Origin of the sequence: Escherichia sp. AM3 (genome assembly GCF_032029835.1) — a bacterium.
GTDB lineage: Bacteria > Pseudomonadota > Gammaproteobacteria > Enterobacterales > Enterobacteriaceae > Escherichia > Escherichia coli.
Genome location: NZ_JAVUPQ010000057.1, coordinates 1 through 13,686, shown reverse-complemented (window position 1 = coordinate 13,686; position 13,686 = coordinate 1). Strand labels below are relative to the sequence as shown.

Below are 13,686 nucleotides of genomic sequence, written 5' to 3'. Positions count from 1 at the left end.
TCCTGAAAACGGGCTTTTCAGCATGGAACGTACATATTAAATAGTAGGAGTGCATAGTGGCCCGTATAGCAGGCATTAACATTCCTGATCATAAGCATGCCGTAATCGCATTAACTTCGATTTATGGCGTCGGCAAGACCCGTTCTAAAGCCATCCTGGCTGCAGCGGGTATCGCTGAAGATGTTAAGATCAGTGAGCTGTCTGAAGGACAAATCGACACGCTGCGTGACGAAGTTGCCAAATTTGTCGTTGAAGGTGATCTGCGCCGTGAAATCAGCATGAGCATCAAGCGCCTGATGGATCTTGGTTGCTATCGCGGTTTGCGTCATCGTCGTGGTCTCCCGGTTCGCGGTCAGCGTACCAAGACCAACGCACGTACCCGTAAGGGTCCGCGCAAACCGATCAAGAAATAATCGGGGTGATTGAATAATGGCAAAGGCACCAATTCGTGCACGTAAACGTGTAAGAAAACAAGTCTCTGACGGCGTGGCTCATATCCATGCTTCTTTCAACAACACCATCGTGACTATCACTGATCGTCAGGGTAACGCGTTGGGTTGGGCAACAGCCGGTGGTTCCGGTTTCCGTGGTTCTCGCAAATCCACTCCGTTTGCAGCTCAGGTTGCAGCAGAGCGTTGCGCTGACGCCGTGAAAGAATACGGCATCAAGAATCTGGAAGTTATGGTTAAAGGTCCGGGTCCAGGCCGCGAATCTACTATTCGTGCTCTGAACGCCGCAGGTTTCCGCATCACTAACATTACTGATGTGACTCCGATCCCTCATAACGGTTGTCGTCCGCCGAAAAAACGTCGCGTATAACGCCTCGTTTTCCAGGTTTGTTGGAGAAAGAAAATGGCAAGATATTTGGGTCCTAAGCTCAAGCTGAGCCGTCGTGAGGGCACCGACTTATTCCTTAAGTCTGGCGTTCGCGCGATCGATACCAAGTGTAAAATTGAACAAGCTCCTGGCCAGCACGGTGCGCGTAAACCGCGTCTGTCTGACTATGGTGTGCAGTTGCGTGAAAAGCAAAAAGTTCGCCGTATCTATGGTGTGCTGGAGCGTCAGTTCCGTAACTACTACAAAGAAGCAGCACGTCTGAAAGGCAACACCGGTGAAAACCTGTTGGCTCTGCTGGAAGGTCGTCTGGACAACGTTGTATACCGTATGGGCTTCGGTGCCACTCGTGCAGAAGCACGTCAGCTGGTTAGCCATAAAGCAATTATGGTAAACGGTCGTGTTGTTAACATCGCTTCTTATCAGGTTAGTCCGAATGACGTTGTAAGCATTCGTGAGAAAGCGAAGAAGCAGTCTCGCGTGAAAGCCGCTCTGGAGCTGGCTGAGCAGCGTGAAAAGCCAACCTGGCTGGAAGTTGATGCTGGCAAGATGGAAGGTACGTTTAAGCGTAAGCCGGAGCGTTCTGATCTGTCTGCGGACATTAACGAACACCTGATCGTCGAGCTTTACTCCAAGTAAAGCTTAGTACCAAAGAGAGGACACAATGCAGGGTTCTGTGACAGAGTTTCTAAAACCGCGCCTGGTTGATATCGAGCAAGTGAGTTCGACGCACGCCAAGGTGACCCTTGAGCCTTTAGAGCGTGGCTTTGGCCATACTCTGGGTAACGCACTGCGCCGTATTCTGCTCTCATCGATGCCGGGTTGCGCGGTGACCGAGGTTGAGATTGATGGTGTACTACATGAGTACAGCACCAAAGAAGGCGTTCAGGAAGATATCCTGGAAATCCTGCTCAACCTGAAAGGGCTGGCGGTGAGAGTTCAGGGCAAAGATGAAGTTATTCTTACCTTGAATAAATCTGGCATTGGCCCTGTGACTGCAGCCGATATCACCCACGACGGTGATGTCGAAATCGTCAAGCCGCAGCACGTGATCTGCCACCTGACCGATGAGAACGCGTCTATTAGCATGCGTATCAAAGTTCAGCGCGGTCGTGGTTATGTGCCGGCTTCTACCCGAATTCATTCGGAAGAAGATGAGCGCCCAATCGGCCGTCTGCTGGTCGACGCATGCTACAGCCCTGTGGAGCGTATTGCCTACAATGTTGAAGCAGCGCGTGTAGAACAGCGTACCGACCTGGACAAGCTGGTCATCGAAATGGAAACCAACGGCACAATCGATCCTGAAGAGGCGATTCGTCGTGCGGCAACCATTCTGGCTGAACAACTGGAAGCTTTCGTTGACTTACGTGATGTACGTCAGCCTGAAGTGAAAGAAGAGAAACCAGAGTTCGATCCGATCCTGCTGCGCCCTGTTGACGATCTGGAATTGACTGTCCGCTCTGCTAACTGCCTTAAAGCAGAAGCTATCCACTATATCGGTGATCTGGTACAGCGTACCGAGGTTGAGCTCCTTAAAACGCCTAACCTTGGTAAAAAATCTCTTACTGAGATTAAAGACGTGCTGGCTTCCCGTGGACTGTCTCTGGGCATGCGCCTGGAAAACTGGCCACCGGCAAGCATCGCTGACGAGTAACCGGATCACAGGTTAAGGTTTTACTGAGAAGGATAAGGTCATGCGCCATCGTAAGAGTGGTCGTCAACTGAACCGCAACAGCAGCCATCGCCAGGCTATGTTCCGCAATATGGCAGGTTCACTGGTTCGTCATGAAATCATCAAGACGACTCTGCCTAAAGCGAAAGAGCTGCGCCGCGTAGTTGAGCCGCTGATTACTCTTGCCAAGACTGATAGCGTTGCTAATCGTCGTCTGGCATTCGCCCGTACTCGTGATAACGAGATCGTGGCAAAACTGTTTAACGAACTGGGCCCGCGTTTCGCGAGCCGTGCCGGTGGTTACACTCGTATTCTGAAGTGTGGCTTCCGTGCAGGCGACAACGCGCCGATGGCTTACATCGAGCTGGTTGATCGTTCAGAGAAAGCAGAAGCTGCTGCAGAGTAATCTGAAGCAACGTAAAAAAACCCGCCCCGGCGGGTTTTTTTATACCCGTAGTATCCCCACTTATCTACAATAGCTGTACTCTTTTTGTTCATCCCCTGGAGTATTTATGTGGTTACTTGACCAGTGGGCAGAGCGCCATATAGCAGAAGCGCAAGCGAAAGGTGAGTTTGATAACCTGGCAGGTAGCGGCGAACCATTGATACTGGATGATGATTCTCACGTGCCACCGGAATTACGTGCGGGGTATCGCTTGCTGAAGAATGCCGGTTGCTTACCGCCAGAACTTGAGCAACGGAGAGAAGCAATTCAGCTTCTGGATATTCTCAAAGGTATCCGTCACGATGATCCGCAATATCAAGAGGTTAGCCGTCGATTGTCATTACTGGAATTGAAGCTGCGACAAGCTGGATTGAGTACCGATTTTTTACGCGGCGATTATGCTGACAAGTTGTTGGACAAAATCAACGATAACTAGTGGAGTATGTATGTATCGCATTGGTGAGCTGGCAAAAATGGCGGAAGTAACACCCGACACGATTCGTTATTACGAAAAACAGCAGATGATGGAGCATGAAGTGCGTACTGAAGGTGGGTTTCGCCTATATACCGAAAGCGATCTCCAGCGATTGAAATTTATCCGCCATGCCAGACAACTAGGTTTCAGTCTGGAGTCGATCCGCGAGTTGCTGTCGATCCGCATCGATCCTGAACACCATACCTGTCAGGAGTCAAAAGGCATTGTGCAGGAAAGATTGCAGGAAGTCGAAGCACGGATAGCCGAGTTGCAGAGTATGCAGCGTTCCTTGCAACGCCTTAACGATGCCTGTTGTGGGACTGCTCATAGCAGTGTTTATTGTTCGATTCTTGAAGCTCTTGAACAAGGGGCGAGTGGCGTTAAGAGTGGTTGTTGATTTTTTGCACTGGCAGGATTACACTCGCGCCGTTAAATAACCAACTGGAGTTTTTATGAGTCGATATCAGCATACTAAAGGGCAGATAAAGGATAATGCGATAGAAGCATTACTACATGATCCCTTATTCCGACAGCGCGTAGAGAAAAATAAGAAGGGGAAAGGCAGTTACATGCGAAAAGGAAAACATGGCAATCGGGGGAACTGGGAGGCCAGTGGCAAGAAAGTAAATCACTTTTTTACCACTGGTCTTCTGCTTTCAGGCGCTTGTTAAGAGCGGTTATTCTGCTCTTTCAGCAAATCACGAATTTCTGTCAGTAATACTTCTTCTTTAGTTGGTGCAGGTGCGGCTGCTGGTTCTTCTTTTTTCCGATTCAGTTTGTTGATTAGCTTAATCGCCATAAAGATGGCAAAGGCCACAATCAGAAAATCAAAGACGTTTTGAATGAAGACACCGTAATGCATCACAACAGCAGGGATATCCCCCTGCGCATCGCGTAGCGTGACAGCAAACTGTTTAAAATCGATCCCGCCAATTAATAAGCCCAGAGGAGGCATGATGATATCGGCAACCAGTGAAGAGACAATCTTCCCGAATGCCGCACCGATAATGACACCCACCGCCAAATCCACCACGTTCCCGCGCATCGCAAATTCGCGAAATTCTTTAATAATGCTCATGTTATTCTCCCTATGAAGCCGACAACCATAAGTCTAACAAATGTTAAGCCATTTTCCTGCCAGGAATGAATTTAATTAATCCTTGATAATCAAAGGGAAATAATAAGGCGTCATTAGACGCCTTATTAATTACAAGAAGAAAGGGCTTGGCTGGAAGAGTCTTTCGACGTCGGTAATAAACTTTTTATCTGTGAGGAACATAATTACGTGATCGCCTTGCTCAATGCGCAGATTGTCATTGGCAATCATCACGTCGTTTCCACGTACCACCGCTCCAATAATCGTTCCTGGCGGTAGCTTGATTTCGTCAATGACTCTGCCGACAACGCGTGAGGTGCTTTCATCACCGTGAGCAACGGCTTCAATAGCTTCTGCTACGCCGCGGCGCAATGAGGAAACACCAACAATATCTGCTTTTCGCACATGGCTAAGCAACGCAGAAATAGTTGCTTGTTGTGGTGAAATCGCAATATCGATAACGCTCCCCTGAACCAGATCCACATAAGCGCGACGCTGGATCAATACCATCACCTTTTTCGCACCCATACGTTTGGCAAGCATGGCGGACATGATATTGGCCTCGTCATCGTTGGTGACGGCAATAAACAGATCAACTTGATCGATATGTTCTTCGGCCAGTAGTTCTTGATCCGACGCATCACCAAAAAAGACGATCGTATTCTGTAACTTTTCCGCCAGTTCGGCAGCGCGCTGCTGATTACGTTCGATGAGTTTAACGCTGTAATCTTTTTCCAGACGACGCGCCAGCCCTGCACCGATATTACCGCCACCAACCAGCATGATCCGCTTATACGGTTTTTCCAGTCGCTGTAATTCACTCATCACCGCGCGGATATGCTGTGAAGCGGCAATAAAGAACACTTCATCACCAGCTTCAACAATGGTCGAACCTTGCGGACGAATGGGGCGATCGTGGCGGAAAATTGCTGCCACACGAGTATCGATATGTGGCATATGTTCGCGCATGGTCGAAAGTGCATTACCAATCAGCGGGCCGCCATAATAGGCTTTAACCACAGCCAGGCTGACTTTACCCTCAGCGAAGTTCACCACCTGCAATGCGCCGGGATACTCAATCAGTCGGTAAATATTATCGATAACCAACTGCTCTGGTGCGATCAGATGATCAATCGGCACAGCATCTGAATGAAATAGCTTATCGGCATCGCGCACGTAGTCTGGTGAGCGGATACGAGCGATGCGATTAGGGGTGTTGAAAAGTGAGTAGGCTACCTGGCAGGCAACCATATTGGTTTCATCTGAACTGGTTACAGCAACCAGCATATCGGCGTCGTCGGCACCTGCCTCCCGCAATACGCGTGGATGAGAGCCATGCCCCTGCACGACCCGCAGGTCAAATTTATCCTGTAAGGTCCGCAGACGCTCACCGTTGGTATCGACAACAGTAATATCGTTGTTCTCGCCAACCAGGTTTTCCGCCAGTGTGCCGCCAACCTGGCCGGCACCCAGAATGATAATTTTCATCAGTCGCGACCCGTTATCTCATCACTTTTTGATTAGCTTAGCGTAAAAGAAGCCGTCGCCCTCTTCGGCACCAGGTAGATTTTGTTTACCCGGTTGCTCTGGTGTTCCTGTTTCGCAAAGTTCGGCATCAGCGGTACGTTGCAAAAAGGCTTTAATCTGCAGGCTATTCTCTTCCGGTAACACCGAACAGGTGGCATAGACCAGAGTTCCACCGGTTTTTAAATGCGGCCAAATGGCGTCGAGAATTTCAGACTGCAATTGCGCGAGTTCCGGGATATCGCGATCGCGACGTAACCATTTAATATCTGGATGGCGACGAATCACACCGGTTGCTGAACAAGGCGCATCTAATAAAATGCGATCAAACTGTTGCTCGCCACACCATTGAGAAGGGTAACGGCCATCACCTTGTTTCACGGTCGCCTTCATACCAAGGCGTTTTAAATTGTCGTAAACCCGAGAGAGGCGTTGTTCGTCGATATCAACCGCAACAACCTGCGCTTCTGGTGCCACCTCAAGGATATGCGTTGTTTTACCGCCGGGGGCGGCACAAAGATCCAAAATGTGTTCACCGTTTTGTGGCGCAAGCCAGGTCATGCAACCTTGTGCTGATGCATCCTGAACGGTAACCCATCCGTCTTCAAAACCAGGTAGCGCATGAACAGGTGCAGGTGTTTCCAGACGTACAGCATCAGGGTAATCCGCATGCGGGAAACCTTTCATTCCTGCTTCATCCAGCAATGCAAGCCAGCTGTCGCGGGAATGATGCGTACGATTAATACGCAGCCACATTGGCGGACGCTGGTTATTGGCTTCGACGATGGATTGCCACTGCTCTGGATACGCTTTTTGCAGACGCTTCAGCAACCAGGAAGGATGCAGATAACGTGCATCACTGGCATTAAACTCGGCTAATAACTCTTCTTGCTGACGCTGGAACTGGCGTAATACACCGTTTATCAACCCTTTAAGTTGCGGACGCTTAATTGCGATAGCGCCTTCAACCGTTTCAGCCAGCGCAGCATGAGGTGGAATGCGGGTATAAAGCAGTTGATACAAACCAACCATAATCAGGTAATGCACGGTCCGCTGTTTGCCGGTCATCGGACGGGCCATTAACTTATTAATCAGCCAGTCTAACTGCGAAAGCGTACGCAGTACGCCAAAGCACAACTCTTGAAGAAGTGCTTTGTCTTTATCGGAAACTTTTTGCTGGAGCGGTGGCAGAATGTTGCTTAATGATTGCCCTTGCTCGACGACTTGTTCAACGGCCTGGGCCGCCATGCTACGTAAATTACGTTGTTTTTTCATAAGTATAAAAACGCCCGGCAAGACCGGGCTTAGAAGAGTGGACTATCAGACCAGACGGTTGCCCGGAACAAACCATTCCCGACGAGAGTTCAGGAGGTCTTGCGCGCTCATCGCTTTCTTACCCGCAGGTTGTAACGAGAGCAGGTTCAGGATGCCATCACCAGTCGCAACCTGAATGCCTTGTTTGTTGGCTTCAAGGATCGTTCCTGGTGCAGCGTTGGTTGCCGTATCAATGACCGATGCTTTCCAGACTTTAACCGGCTGTCCTTCAATTTCCAGCCAGCTCATTGGCCATGGATTGAAAGCGCGAATGCAGCGTTCAAGCTGTGCTGCCGAAAGTGACCAGTCAATACGCGCTTCTTCTTTACTCAACTTCTCGGCGTAAGTGACAAGAGTTTCGTCCTGAACTTCTGGTTTCGCCGTGCCGTCTGCCAGTTGTTTCAACGTGGTGATAAGCCCTTGTGGGCCAAGCTCTGCCAGCTTGTCGTACAGCGTACCACTGGTATCTTCTGCAGTAATCGGGCAGGAGAGCTTATAGAGCATATCACCGGTGTCTAAACCGACATCCATTTGCATAATGGTCACACCAGTTTCTGCATCACCCGCCCATAGTGAGCGTTGGATTGGTGCAGCACCGCGCCAGCGTGGCAGCAGTGAACCATGAACGTTGATACAGCCAAGACGCGGCATCTCCAGCACTGCTTTCGGCAGAATTAAACCATAGGCGACGACGACCATAACATCAGCCTGCAGTTCGGCGACCAGTTGCTGGTTTTCTTGTGGACGCAGGGAAACAGGTTGAAAAACGGGCAGACCTTTTTCCTCAGCCAGAACTTTAACCGGGCTGGGCATCAGTTTTTTACCGCGTCCTGCCGGTCGGTCTGGCTGGGTGAACACGCCAACGACGTTATGACCAGAAGACAACAGCGCGTCGAGATGACGCGCTGCAAAGTCAGGTGTACCCGCAAAAATAATACGTAGTGATTCTGACACGTTAGTTCTTATCCTTAAGCCCGGGCTTTCAGACGATCCAGTTTTTCAACTTTCTGACGAATACGTTGTTGTTTCAGCGGTGACAGATAATCCATAAACAGTTTGCCGACCAGGTGATCCATCTCATGCTGAATACAGATGGCTAACAGACCGTCTGCTTCCAGTTCAAATGGTTTACCGTCGCGGTCAAGGGCGCGAATTTTAACTTTCTCTGCGCGCGGCACTAAAGCACGTTGTTCAGGGATCGACAGGCAACCTTCTTCAATGCCTGTTTCGCCGCTTTTTTCTAAAAGCTCTGGATTGATTAACACTAGCCGTTCGTCACGGTTTTCCGAAACATCAATAACAATGATACGTTGATGGATATCAACCTGGGTTGCCGCCAGGCCAATACCTTCTTCTGCGTACATCGTCTCGAACATATCATCGACGATACGCTGAATTTCTGCATTCACTTCTTCTACCGGTTTAGCAACTTTGCGAAGCCGCTCGTCCGGAATATGTAACACTTGCAAAACTGACATAAATCTCCAGAGATGTGTTCAGGAGTTAGAAAGATTATTTCTTCTATTCTAGACAAATCCCCCTCTGATTGACAGCATCCCTGACCAATCGCAAAGATTGCTAAGGCTGCTTATGGCAGGGAGATAAGGATGGTCGATACAGAAATTTGGCTGCGTTTAATGAGTATCAGCAGCTTGTACGGCGATGATATGGTCCGTATCGCTCACTGGGTGGCAAAACAGTCGCATATTGATGCGGTTGTATTGCAGCAAACAGGGCTTACATTGCGGCAGGCACAACGCTTTCTTTCATTTCCACGAAAGAGTATCGAAAGCTCACTTTGTTGGTTGGAGCAACCCAACCATCATTTAATTCCTGCGGACAGCGAATTTTATCCTCCTCAACTTCTGGCGACGACAGATTACCCCGGCGCACTGTTTGTTGAAGGAGAACTGCACGCGCTGCATTCATTTCAGCTTGCCGTAGTGGGGAGTCGGGCGCATTCATGGTATGGCGAGCGATGGGGACGATTATTTTGCGAAACTCTGGCGACGCGTGGAGTGACAATTACGAGTGGACTGGCGCGTGGAATCGATGGTGTAGCGCATAAAGCAGCCTTACAGGTAAATGGCGTCAGCATTGCTGTATTGGGGAATGGACTTAATACCATTCATCCCCGCCGTCATGCCCGACTGGCTGCCAGTCTGCTTGAACAGGGGGGCGCTCTCGTCTCGGAATTTCCCCTCGATGTTCCACCCCTTGCTTACAATTTCCCACGAAGAAATCGCATTATCAGTGGTCTAAGTAAAGGTGTACTGGTGGTGGAAGCGGCTTTGCGTAGTGGTTCGCTGGTGACAGCACGTTGTGCGCTTGAGCAGGGGCGAGAAGTTTTTGCCTTGCCAGGTCCAATAGGGAATCCGGGAAGCGAAGGGCCTCACTGGTTAATAAAACAAGGTGCGATTCTTGTGACGGAACCGGAAGAAATTCTGGAAAACTTGCAATTTGGATTGCACTGGTTGCCAGACGCCCCTGAAAATTCATTTTATTCACCAGATCAGCAAGACGTGGCATTGCCATTTCCTGAGCTCCTGGCTAACGTAGGAGATGAGGTAACACCTGTTGACGTCGTCGCTGAACGTGCCGGCCAACCTGTGCCAGAGGTAGTTACTCAACTACTCGAACTGGAGTTAGCAGGATGGATCGCAGCTGTACCCGGCGGCTATGTCCGATTGAGGAGGGCATGCCATGTTCGACGTACTAATGTATTTGTTTGAAACCTATATTCACACAGAAGCTGAGTTGCGTGTGGATCAAGACAAACTTGAACAGGATCTTACCGACGCAGGTTTTGAGCGAGAAGATATCTACAATGCCCTGCTATGGCTGGAAAAACTTGCTGATTATCAGGAAGGGTTGGCAGAACCGATGCAACTGGCCTCGGATCCTCTCTCCATGCGTATTTATACACCGGAAGAGTGTGAACGACTGGATGCCAGCTGCCGTGGGTTTCTGCTTTTCCTTGAGCAGATTCAGGTGCTCAACCTTGAAACTCGTGAAATGGTGATAGAGCGAGTGCTCGCGCTGGATAACGCAGAGTTCGAACTGGATGATCTGAAATGGGTGATCCTGATGGTGTTGTTCAATATTCCGGGCTGCGAAAATGCGTACCAGCAAATGGAAGAATTACTCTTTGAAGTGAATGAAGGTATGCTGCATTAATCATTTCTTTAATTCAGCATAAGTTGTTATGGCGAAATCAGCACTGTTCACGGTGCGTAATAATGAGTCCTGCCCAAAGTGCGGGGCTGAACTGGTTATTCGATCCGGGAAACACGGTCCGTTTCTTGGATGCTCACAGTATCCGGCGTGTGACTACGTCCGTCCTCTGAAATCTTCAGCGGATGGACATATCGTCAAAGTTCTGGAGGGGCAGGTTTGCCCTGCATGTGGCGCAAATCTGGTATTACGCCAGGGACGCTTTGGTATGTTTATTGGTTGCATTAACTACCCTGAATGCGAACATACCGAACTTATCGATAAACCGGACGAAACAGCAATTACATGCCCCCAATGTCGGACGGGCCATCTGGTCCAGCGCCGCTCCCGTTATGGCAAAACATTTCACTCTTGTGATCGCTACCCGGAGTGTCAATTTGCCATTAACTTCAAACCCATAGCTGGAGAATGCCCTGAGTGTCATTATCCGCTACTCATCGAAAAGAAAACCGCGCAGGGTGTAAAACACTTTTGTGCCAGTAAACAATGTGGAAAGCCGGTTTCGGCGGAATAATAACGTGAATAATAACCTGCAAAGAGACGCTATCGCAGCTGCGATAGATGTTCTCAATGAAGAACGTGTCATCGCCTATCCAACGGAAGCCGTTTTCGGTGTTGGGTGCGATCCTGATAGCGAAACAGCAGTGATGCGACTGTTGGAGTTAAAACAGCGTCCGGTTGATAAGGGGCTGATTTTAATCGCAGCAAATTACGAGCAGCTTAAACCCTATATTGATGACACCATGTTGACTGACGTGCAGCGTGAAACCATTTTTTCCCGCTGGCCAGGTCCTGTCACCTTTGTCTTTCCCGCGCCTGCGACAACACCGCGCTGGTTGACGGGCCGCTTTGATTCGCTTGCTGTACGAGTCACCGACCATCCGTTGGTGGTTGCTTTGTGCCAGGCTTATGGTAAACCGCTGGTTTCTACCAGTGCCAACTTGAGTGGATTGCCACCTTGTCGAACAGTAGACGAAGTTCGCGCACAATTTGGCGCGGCGTTCCCGGTTGTGCCTGGTGAAACGGGGGGGCGTTTAAATCCTTCAGAAATCCGCGATGCCCTGACGGGTGAACTGTTTCGACAGGGGTAACATAATGGAAACCTATGCTGTTTTTGGTAATCCGATAGCCCACAGCAAATCGCCATTCATTCATCAGCAATTTGCTCAGCAACTGAATATTGAACATCCCTATGGGCGCGTGTTGGCACCCATCAATGATTTCATCAACACACTGAACGCTTTCTTTAGTGCTGGTGGTAAAGGTGCGAATGTGACGGTGCCTTTTAAAGAAGAGGCTTTTGCCAGAGCGGATGAGCTTACTGAACGGGCAGCGTTGGCTGGTGCTGTTAATACCCTCATGCGGTTAGAAGATGGACGCCTGCTGGGTGACAATACCGATGGTGTAGGCTTGTTAAGCGATCTGGAACGTCTGTCTTTTATCCGCCCTGGTTTACGTATTCTGCTTATCGGCGCTGGTGGAGCATCTCGCGGCGTACTACTGCCACTCCTTTCCCTGGACTGTGCGGTGACAATAACTAATCGGACGGTATCCCGCGCGGAAGAGTTGGCTAAATTGTTTGCGCACACTGGCAGTATTCAGGCGTTGAGTATGGACGAACTGGAAGGTCATGAGTTTGATCTCATTATTAATGCAACATCCAGTGGCATCAGTGGTGATATTCCGGCGATCCCGTCATCGCTCATTCATCCAGGCATTTATTGCTATGACATGTTCTATCAGAAAGGAAAAACTCCTTTTCTGGCATGGTGTGAGCAGCGAGGCTCAAAGCGTAATGCTGATGGTTTAGGAATGCTGGTGGCACAGGCGGCTCATGCCTTTCTTCTCTGGCACGGTGTTCTGCCTGACGTAGAACCAGTTATAAAGCAATTGCAGGAGGAATTGTCCGCGTGAATCAGGCCATCCAGTTTCCGGACAGGGAAGAGTGGGACGAGAATAAAAAATGTGTATGTTTTCCCGCTCTCGTGAATGGTATGCAACTGACATGCGCGATCTCTGGCGAGAGTCTGGCGTATCGCTTTACTGGAGATACGCCAGAACAGTGGTTAGCGAGTTTTCGTCAGCATCGCTGGGACCTGGAAGAAGAAGCGGAAAACTTAATTCAGGAACAAAGTGAAGATGATCAAGGCTGGGTCTGGTTACCCTGATCCAGATATTCGTCCTTCCATTTCACGTAATTATTCGCGGAATAGCGTAACCCAGCCTTCTCTTCATCACTTAACGGGCGGATCTGTTTGACGGGGCTACCGAGATACAGATATCCGCTCTCCAGCCGTTTATTTTGTGGGACCAGACTACCCGCACCAATCATCACATCATCTTCTACTATTGCGCCATCAAGTAAAATTGAGCCCATCCCAACCAAAACTCGATTGCCAATGGTGCAGCCGTGGAGCATCACCTTGTGACCAACAGTGACATCTTCGCCAATGGTTAATGGGTTGCCATCTGGGTTGTACGAGGATTTATGAGTGACATGCAACATACTGCCATCCTGGATATTGGTGCGTGCTCCGATCTGTACATAATGTACATCTCCACGAATCACAACGAGCGGCCAGATCCCCACATCATCAGCCAGACGAACGTCACCAATCACGACACTGCTATCGTCGATCATTACGCGCTGACCGATTTGTGGAAAAAGATCGCGGTATGGGCGTAAAACATCAGACATACTTACCTCAGCAATAAATGATTTACTAATGACTTTGGGGGCATTATTGGCCTTGTGCAAGTCTTTTAGTATGCAAAAAAGCACCGTTTTGTGTGCGATTGCAGCAAATTTGTGTGCGATTGCAGCAAAAAGGGTGAAAAAACAACAAACAGAAAAAAAGATCAAAAAAATACTTGTGCAAAAAATTGGGATCCCTATAATGCGCCTCCGTTGAGACGACAACGTGAAACACTTCACAGGATGGTCGGAACAACGAAGAGAAAAAAATCCTGAAATTCAGGGTTGACTCTGAAAGAGGAAAGCGTAATATACGCCATCTCGCGACAGTGAGCTGAAAGCCGCGTCGCAACTGCTCTTTAACAATTTATCAGACAATCTGTGTGGGCACTCGAAG

20 protein-coding genes are annotated in these 13,686 nt (G+C 49.3%); 14 read left to right on the top strand and 6 right to left on the bottom strand.

Annotated elements, in window-relative coordinates; all coding sequences use genetic code 11:
- Positions 1–56: 56 nt before the first annotated feature.
- The 8 genes from rpsM to arfA all read left to right on the top strand — a co-directional run bounded on the left by rpsM (position 57) and on the right by arfA (position 4,097).
- On the top strand, positions 57–413 hold the full coding sequence (gene rpsM, locus RTW80_RS17695; RefSeq protein WP_000090775.1) for a 30S ribosomal protein S13: 357 nt from the start codon (positions 57–59) through the stop codon (positions 411–413).
- Positions 414–429: 16 nt separating this feature from the next.
- On the top strand, positions 430–819 hold the full coding sequence (gene rpsK, locus RTW80_RS17690; protein ID WP_001029684.1) for a 30S ribosomal protein S11: 390 nt from the start codon (positions 430–432) through the stop codon (positions 817–819).
- Positions 820–852: 33 nt separating this feature from the next.
- On the top strand, positions 853–1,473 hold the full coding sequence (rpsD, locus tag RTW80_RS17685) for a 30S ribosomal protein S4 (RefSeq protein WP_000135224.1): 621 nt from the start codon (positions 853–855) through the stop codon (positions 1,471–1,473).
- 25 nt (positions 1,474–1,498) lie between these two features.
- Positions 1,499–2,488, top strand: coding sequence for a DNA-directed RNA polymerase subunit alpha (locus RTW80_RS17680; protein ID WP_001162094.1), 990 nt, complete (start codon positions 1,499–1,501; stop codon positions 2,486–2,488).
- 40 nt (positions 2,489–2,528) lie between these two features.
- Positions 2,529–2,912, top strand: a complete 384-nt coding sequence (gene rplQ, locus RTW80_RS17675) for a 50S ribosomal protein L17 (RefSeq protein WP_001216368.1) — start codon at positions 2,529–2,531, stop codon at positions 2,910–2,912.
- 106 nt (positions 2,913–3,018) lie between these two features.
- Positions 3,019–3,387, top strand: a complete 369-nt coding sequence (locus RTW80_RS17670) for a DUF1992 domain-containing protein (protein WP_000266486.1) — start codon at positions 3,019–3,021, stop codon at positions 3,385–3,387.
- A gap of 10 nt (positions 3,388–3,397) precedes the next feature.
- A complete protein-coding gene (gene zntR, locus RTW80_RS17665; RefSeq protein WP_000285607.1) occupies positions 3,398–3,823 on the top strand; it encodes a Zn(2+)-responsive transcriptional regulator in 426 nt (141 codons plus the stop codon).
- Positions 3,824–3,878: 55 nt separating this feature from the next.
- Positions 3,879–4,097 carry an alternative ribosome-rescue factor ArfA gene (gene arfA / locus RTW80_RS17660; RefSeq protein ID WP_000092696.1) on the top strand — a complete coding sequence of 73 codons (219 nt, stop codon included), beginning with the start codon at positions 3,879–3,881 and terminating at the stop codon, positions 4,095–4,097.
- On the opposite strand, the gene mscL is transcribed toward arfA, so the two are convergent.
- The 5 genes from mscL to def all read right to left on the bottom strand — a co-directional run bounded on the left by mscL (position 4,094) and on the right by def (position 8,838).
- Positions 4,094–4,504, bottom strand: coding sequence for a large-conductance mechanosensitive channel protein MscL (gene mscL, locus RTW80_RS17655; RefSeq protein WP_000022442.1), 411 nt, complete (start codon positions 4,502–4,504; stop codon positions 4,094–4,096). The genes arfA and mscL overlap by 4 nt on opposite strands.
- A 129-nt stretch (positions 4,505–4,633) precedes the next feature.
- On the bottom strand, positions 4,634–6,010 hold the full coding sequence (trkA, locus tag RTW80_RS17650) for a Trk system potassium transporter TrkA (RefSeq protein ID WP_000691382.1): 1,377 nt from the start codon (positions 6,008–6,010) through the stop codon (positions 4,634–4,636).
- 21 nt (positions 6,011–6,031) lie between these two features.
- On the bottom strand, positions 6,032–7,321 hold the full coding sequence (gene rsmB, locus RTW80_RS17645; protein WP_000744778.1) for a 16S rRNA (cytosine(967)-C(5))-methyltransferase RsmB: 1,290 nt from the start codon (positions 7,319–7,321) through the stop codon (positions 6,032–6,034).
- A gap of 45 nt (positions 7,322–7,366) precedes the next feature.
- The gene (fmt, locus tag RTW80_RS17640) at positions 7,367–8,314 is read right to left on the bottom strand and encodes a methionyl-tRNA formyltransferase (protein WP_000004473.1); all 948 of its coding nucleotides are present in this window, start codon (positions 8,312–8,314) and stop codon (positions 7,367–7,369) included.
- Positions 8,315–8,328: 14 nt separating this feature from the next.
- Positions 8,329–8,838, bottom strand: a complete 510-nt coding sequence (gene def, locus RTW80_RS17635) for a peptide deformylase (RefSeq protein WP_000114984.1) — start codon at positions 8,836–8,838, stop codon at positions 8,329–8,331.
- Positions 8,839–8,967: 129 nt separating this feature from the next.
- Between def and dprA the strand changes: the two genes are divergently transcribed.
- From dprA to RTW80_RS17605, 6 genes are read left to right on the top strand one after another with little or no spacing between them, the layout of a single operon-like run.
- Positions 8,968–10,092 (top strand): DNA-protecting protein DprA, encoded by a 1,125-nt coding sequence (gene dprA, locus RTW80_RS17630; protein ID WP_000228551.1) that lies wholly within the window; start codon positions 8,968–8,970, stop codon positions 10,090–10,092.
- Positions 10,064–10,537, top strand: a complete 474-nt coding sequence (gene smg / locus RTW80_RS17625) for a DUF494 family protein Smg (RefSeq protein WP_000460680.1) — start codon at positions 10,064–10,066, stop codon at positions 10,535–10,537. The genes dprA and smg overlap by 29 nt, the downstream gene beginning before the upstream one ends.
- A 28-nt stretch (positions 10,538–10,565) precedes the next feature.
- Positions 10,566–11,108 (top strand): type I DNA topoisomerase, encoded by a 543-nt coding sequence (locus tag RTW80_RS17620; RefSeq protein ID WP_001129722.1) that lies wholly within the window; start codon positions 10,566–10,568, stop codon positions 11,106–11,108.
- A 4-nt stretch (positions 11,109–11,112) separates the two neighbouring features.
- Positions 11,113–11,685 (top strand): L-threonylcarbamoyladenylate synthase type 1 TsaC, encoded by a 573-nt coding sequence (tsaC, locus tag RTW80_RS17615; protein ID WP_001301412.1) that lies wholly within the window; start codon positions 11,113–11,115, stop codon positions 11,683–11,685.
- Positions 11,686–11,689: 4 nt separating this feature from the next.
- Positions 11,690–12,508: a shikimate dehydrogenase gene (gene aroE, locus RTW80_RS17610; RefSeq protein WP_000451243.1), complete on the top strand. Its 819-nt coding sequence runs from the start codon at positions 11,690–11,692 to the stop codon at positions 12,506–12,508.
- Entirely contained in the window at positions 12,505–12,762 is a 258-nt protein-coding gene (locus tag RTW80_RS17605) for a DUF1488 domain-containing protein (RefSeq protein ID WP_001070563.1), read from the top strand. Before aroE ends, RTW80_RS17605 begins: the two co-directional genes overlap by 4 nt.
- Here the strand turns inward: RTW80_RS17605 and RTW80_RS17600 are convergent.
- Complete coding sequence (locus RTW80_RS17600; RefSeq protein WP_001286216.1) at positions 12,738–13,292, bottom strand: gamma carbonic anhydrase family protein; 555 nt, start codon at positions 13,290–13,292, stop codon at positions 12,738–12,740. The genes RTW80_RS17605 and RTW80_RS17600 overlap by 25 nt on opposite strands.
- Positions 13,293–13,686: the final 394 nt, after the last annotated feature.

What these genes read in the sequence shown, in the direction of transcription:
- rpsD (WP_000135224.1), top strand. Translation starts at nt 853, where the DNA reads ATGGCAAGATATTTGGGTCCTAAGCTCAAGCTGAGCCGTCGTGAGGGC.
- rplQ (WP_001216368.1), top strand. Translation starts at nt 2,529, where the DNA reads ATGCGCCATCGTAAGAGTGGTCGTCAACTGAACCGCAACAGCAGCCAT.
- dprA (WP_000228551.1), top strand. Translation starts at nt 8,968, where the DNA reads ATGGTCGATACAGAAATTTGGCTGCGTTTAATGAGTATCAGCAGCTTG.
- RTW80_RS17680 (WP_001162094.1), top strand. Translation starts at nt 1,499, where the DNA reads ATGCAGGGTTCTGTGACAGAGTTTCTAAAACCGCGCCTGGTTGATATC.
- aroE (WP_000451243.1), top strand. Translation starts at nt 11,690, where the DNA reads ATGGAAACCTATGCTGTTTTTGGTAATCCGATAGCCCACAGCAAATCG.
- mscL (WP_000022442.1), bottom strand. Translation starts at nt 4,504, where the DNA reads ATGAGCATTATTAAAGAATTTCGCGAATTTGCGATGCGCGGGAACGTG.
- RTW80_RS17670 (WP_000266486.1), top strand. Translation starts at nt 3,019, where the DNA reads ATGTGGTTACTTGACCAGTGGGCAGAGCGCCATATAGCAGAAGCGCAA.
- zntR (WP_000285607.1), top strand. Translation starts at nt 3,398, where the DNA reads ATGTATCGCATTGGTGAGCTGGCAAAAATGGCGGAAGTAACACCCGAC.
- RTW80_RS17600 (WP_001286216.1), bottom strand. Translation starts at nt 13,292, where the DNA reads ATGTCTGATGTTTTACGCCCATACCGCGATCTTTTTCCACAAATCGGT.
- arfA (WP_000092696.1), top strand. Translation starts at nt 3,879, where the DNA reads ATGAGTCGATATCAGCATACTAAAGGGCAGATAAAGGATAATGCGATA.
- rsmB (WP_000744778.1), bottom strand. Translation starts at nt 7,321, where the DNA reads ATGAAAAAACAACGTAATTTACGTAGCATGGCGGCCCAGGCCGTTGAA.
- def (WP_000114984.1), bottom strand. Translation starts at nt 8,838, where the DNA reads ATGTCAGTTTTGCAAGTGTTACATATTCCGGACGAGCGGCTTCGCAAA.
- rpsK (WP_001029684.1), top strand. Translation starts at nt 430, where the DNA reads ATGGCAAAGGCACCAATTCGTGCACGTAAACGTGTAAGAAAACAAGTC.
- trkA (WP_000691382.1), bottom strand. Translation starts at nt 6,010, where the DNA reads ATGAAAATTATCATTCTGGGTGCCGGCCAGGTTGGCGGCACACTGGCG.
- smg (WP_000460680.1), top strand. Translation starts at nt 10,064, where the DNA reads ATGTTCGACGTACTAATGTATTTGTTTGAAACCTATATTCACACAGAA.
- RTW80_RS17620 (WP_001129722.1), top strand. Translation starts at nt 10,566, where the DNA reads ATGGCGAAATCAGCACTGTTCACGGTGCGTAATAATGAGTCCTGCCCA.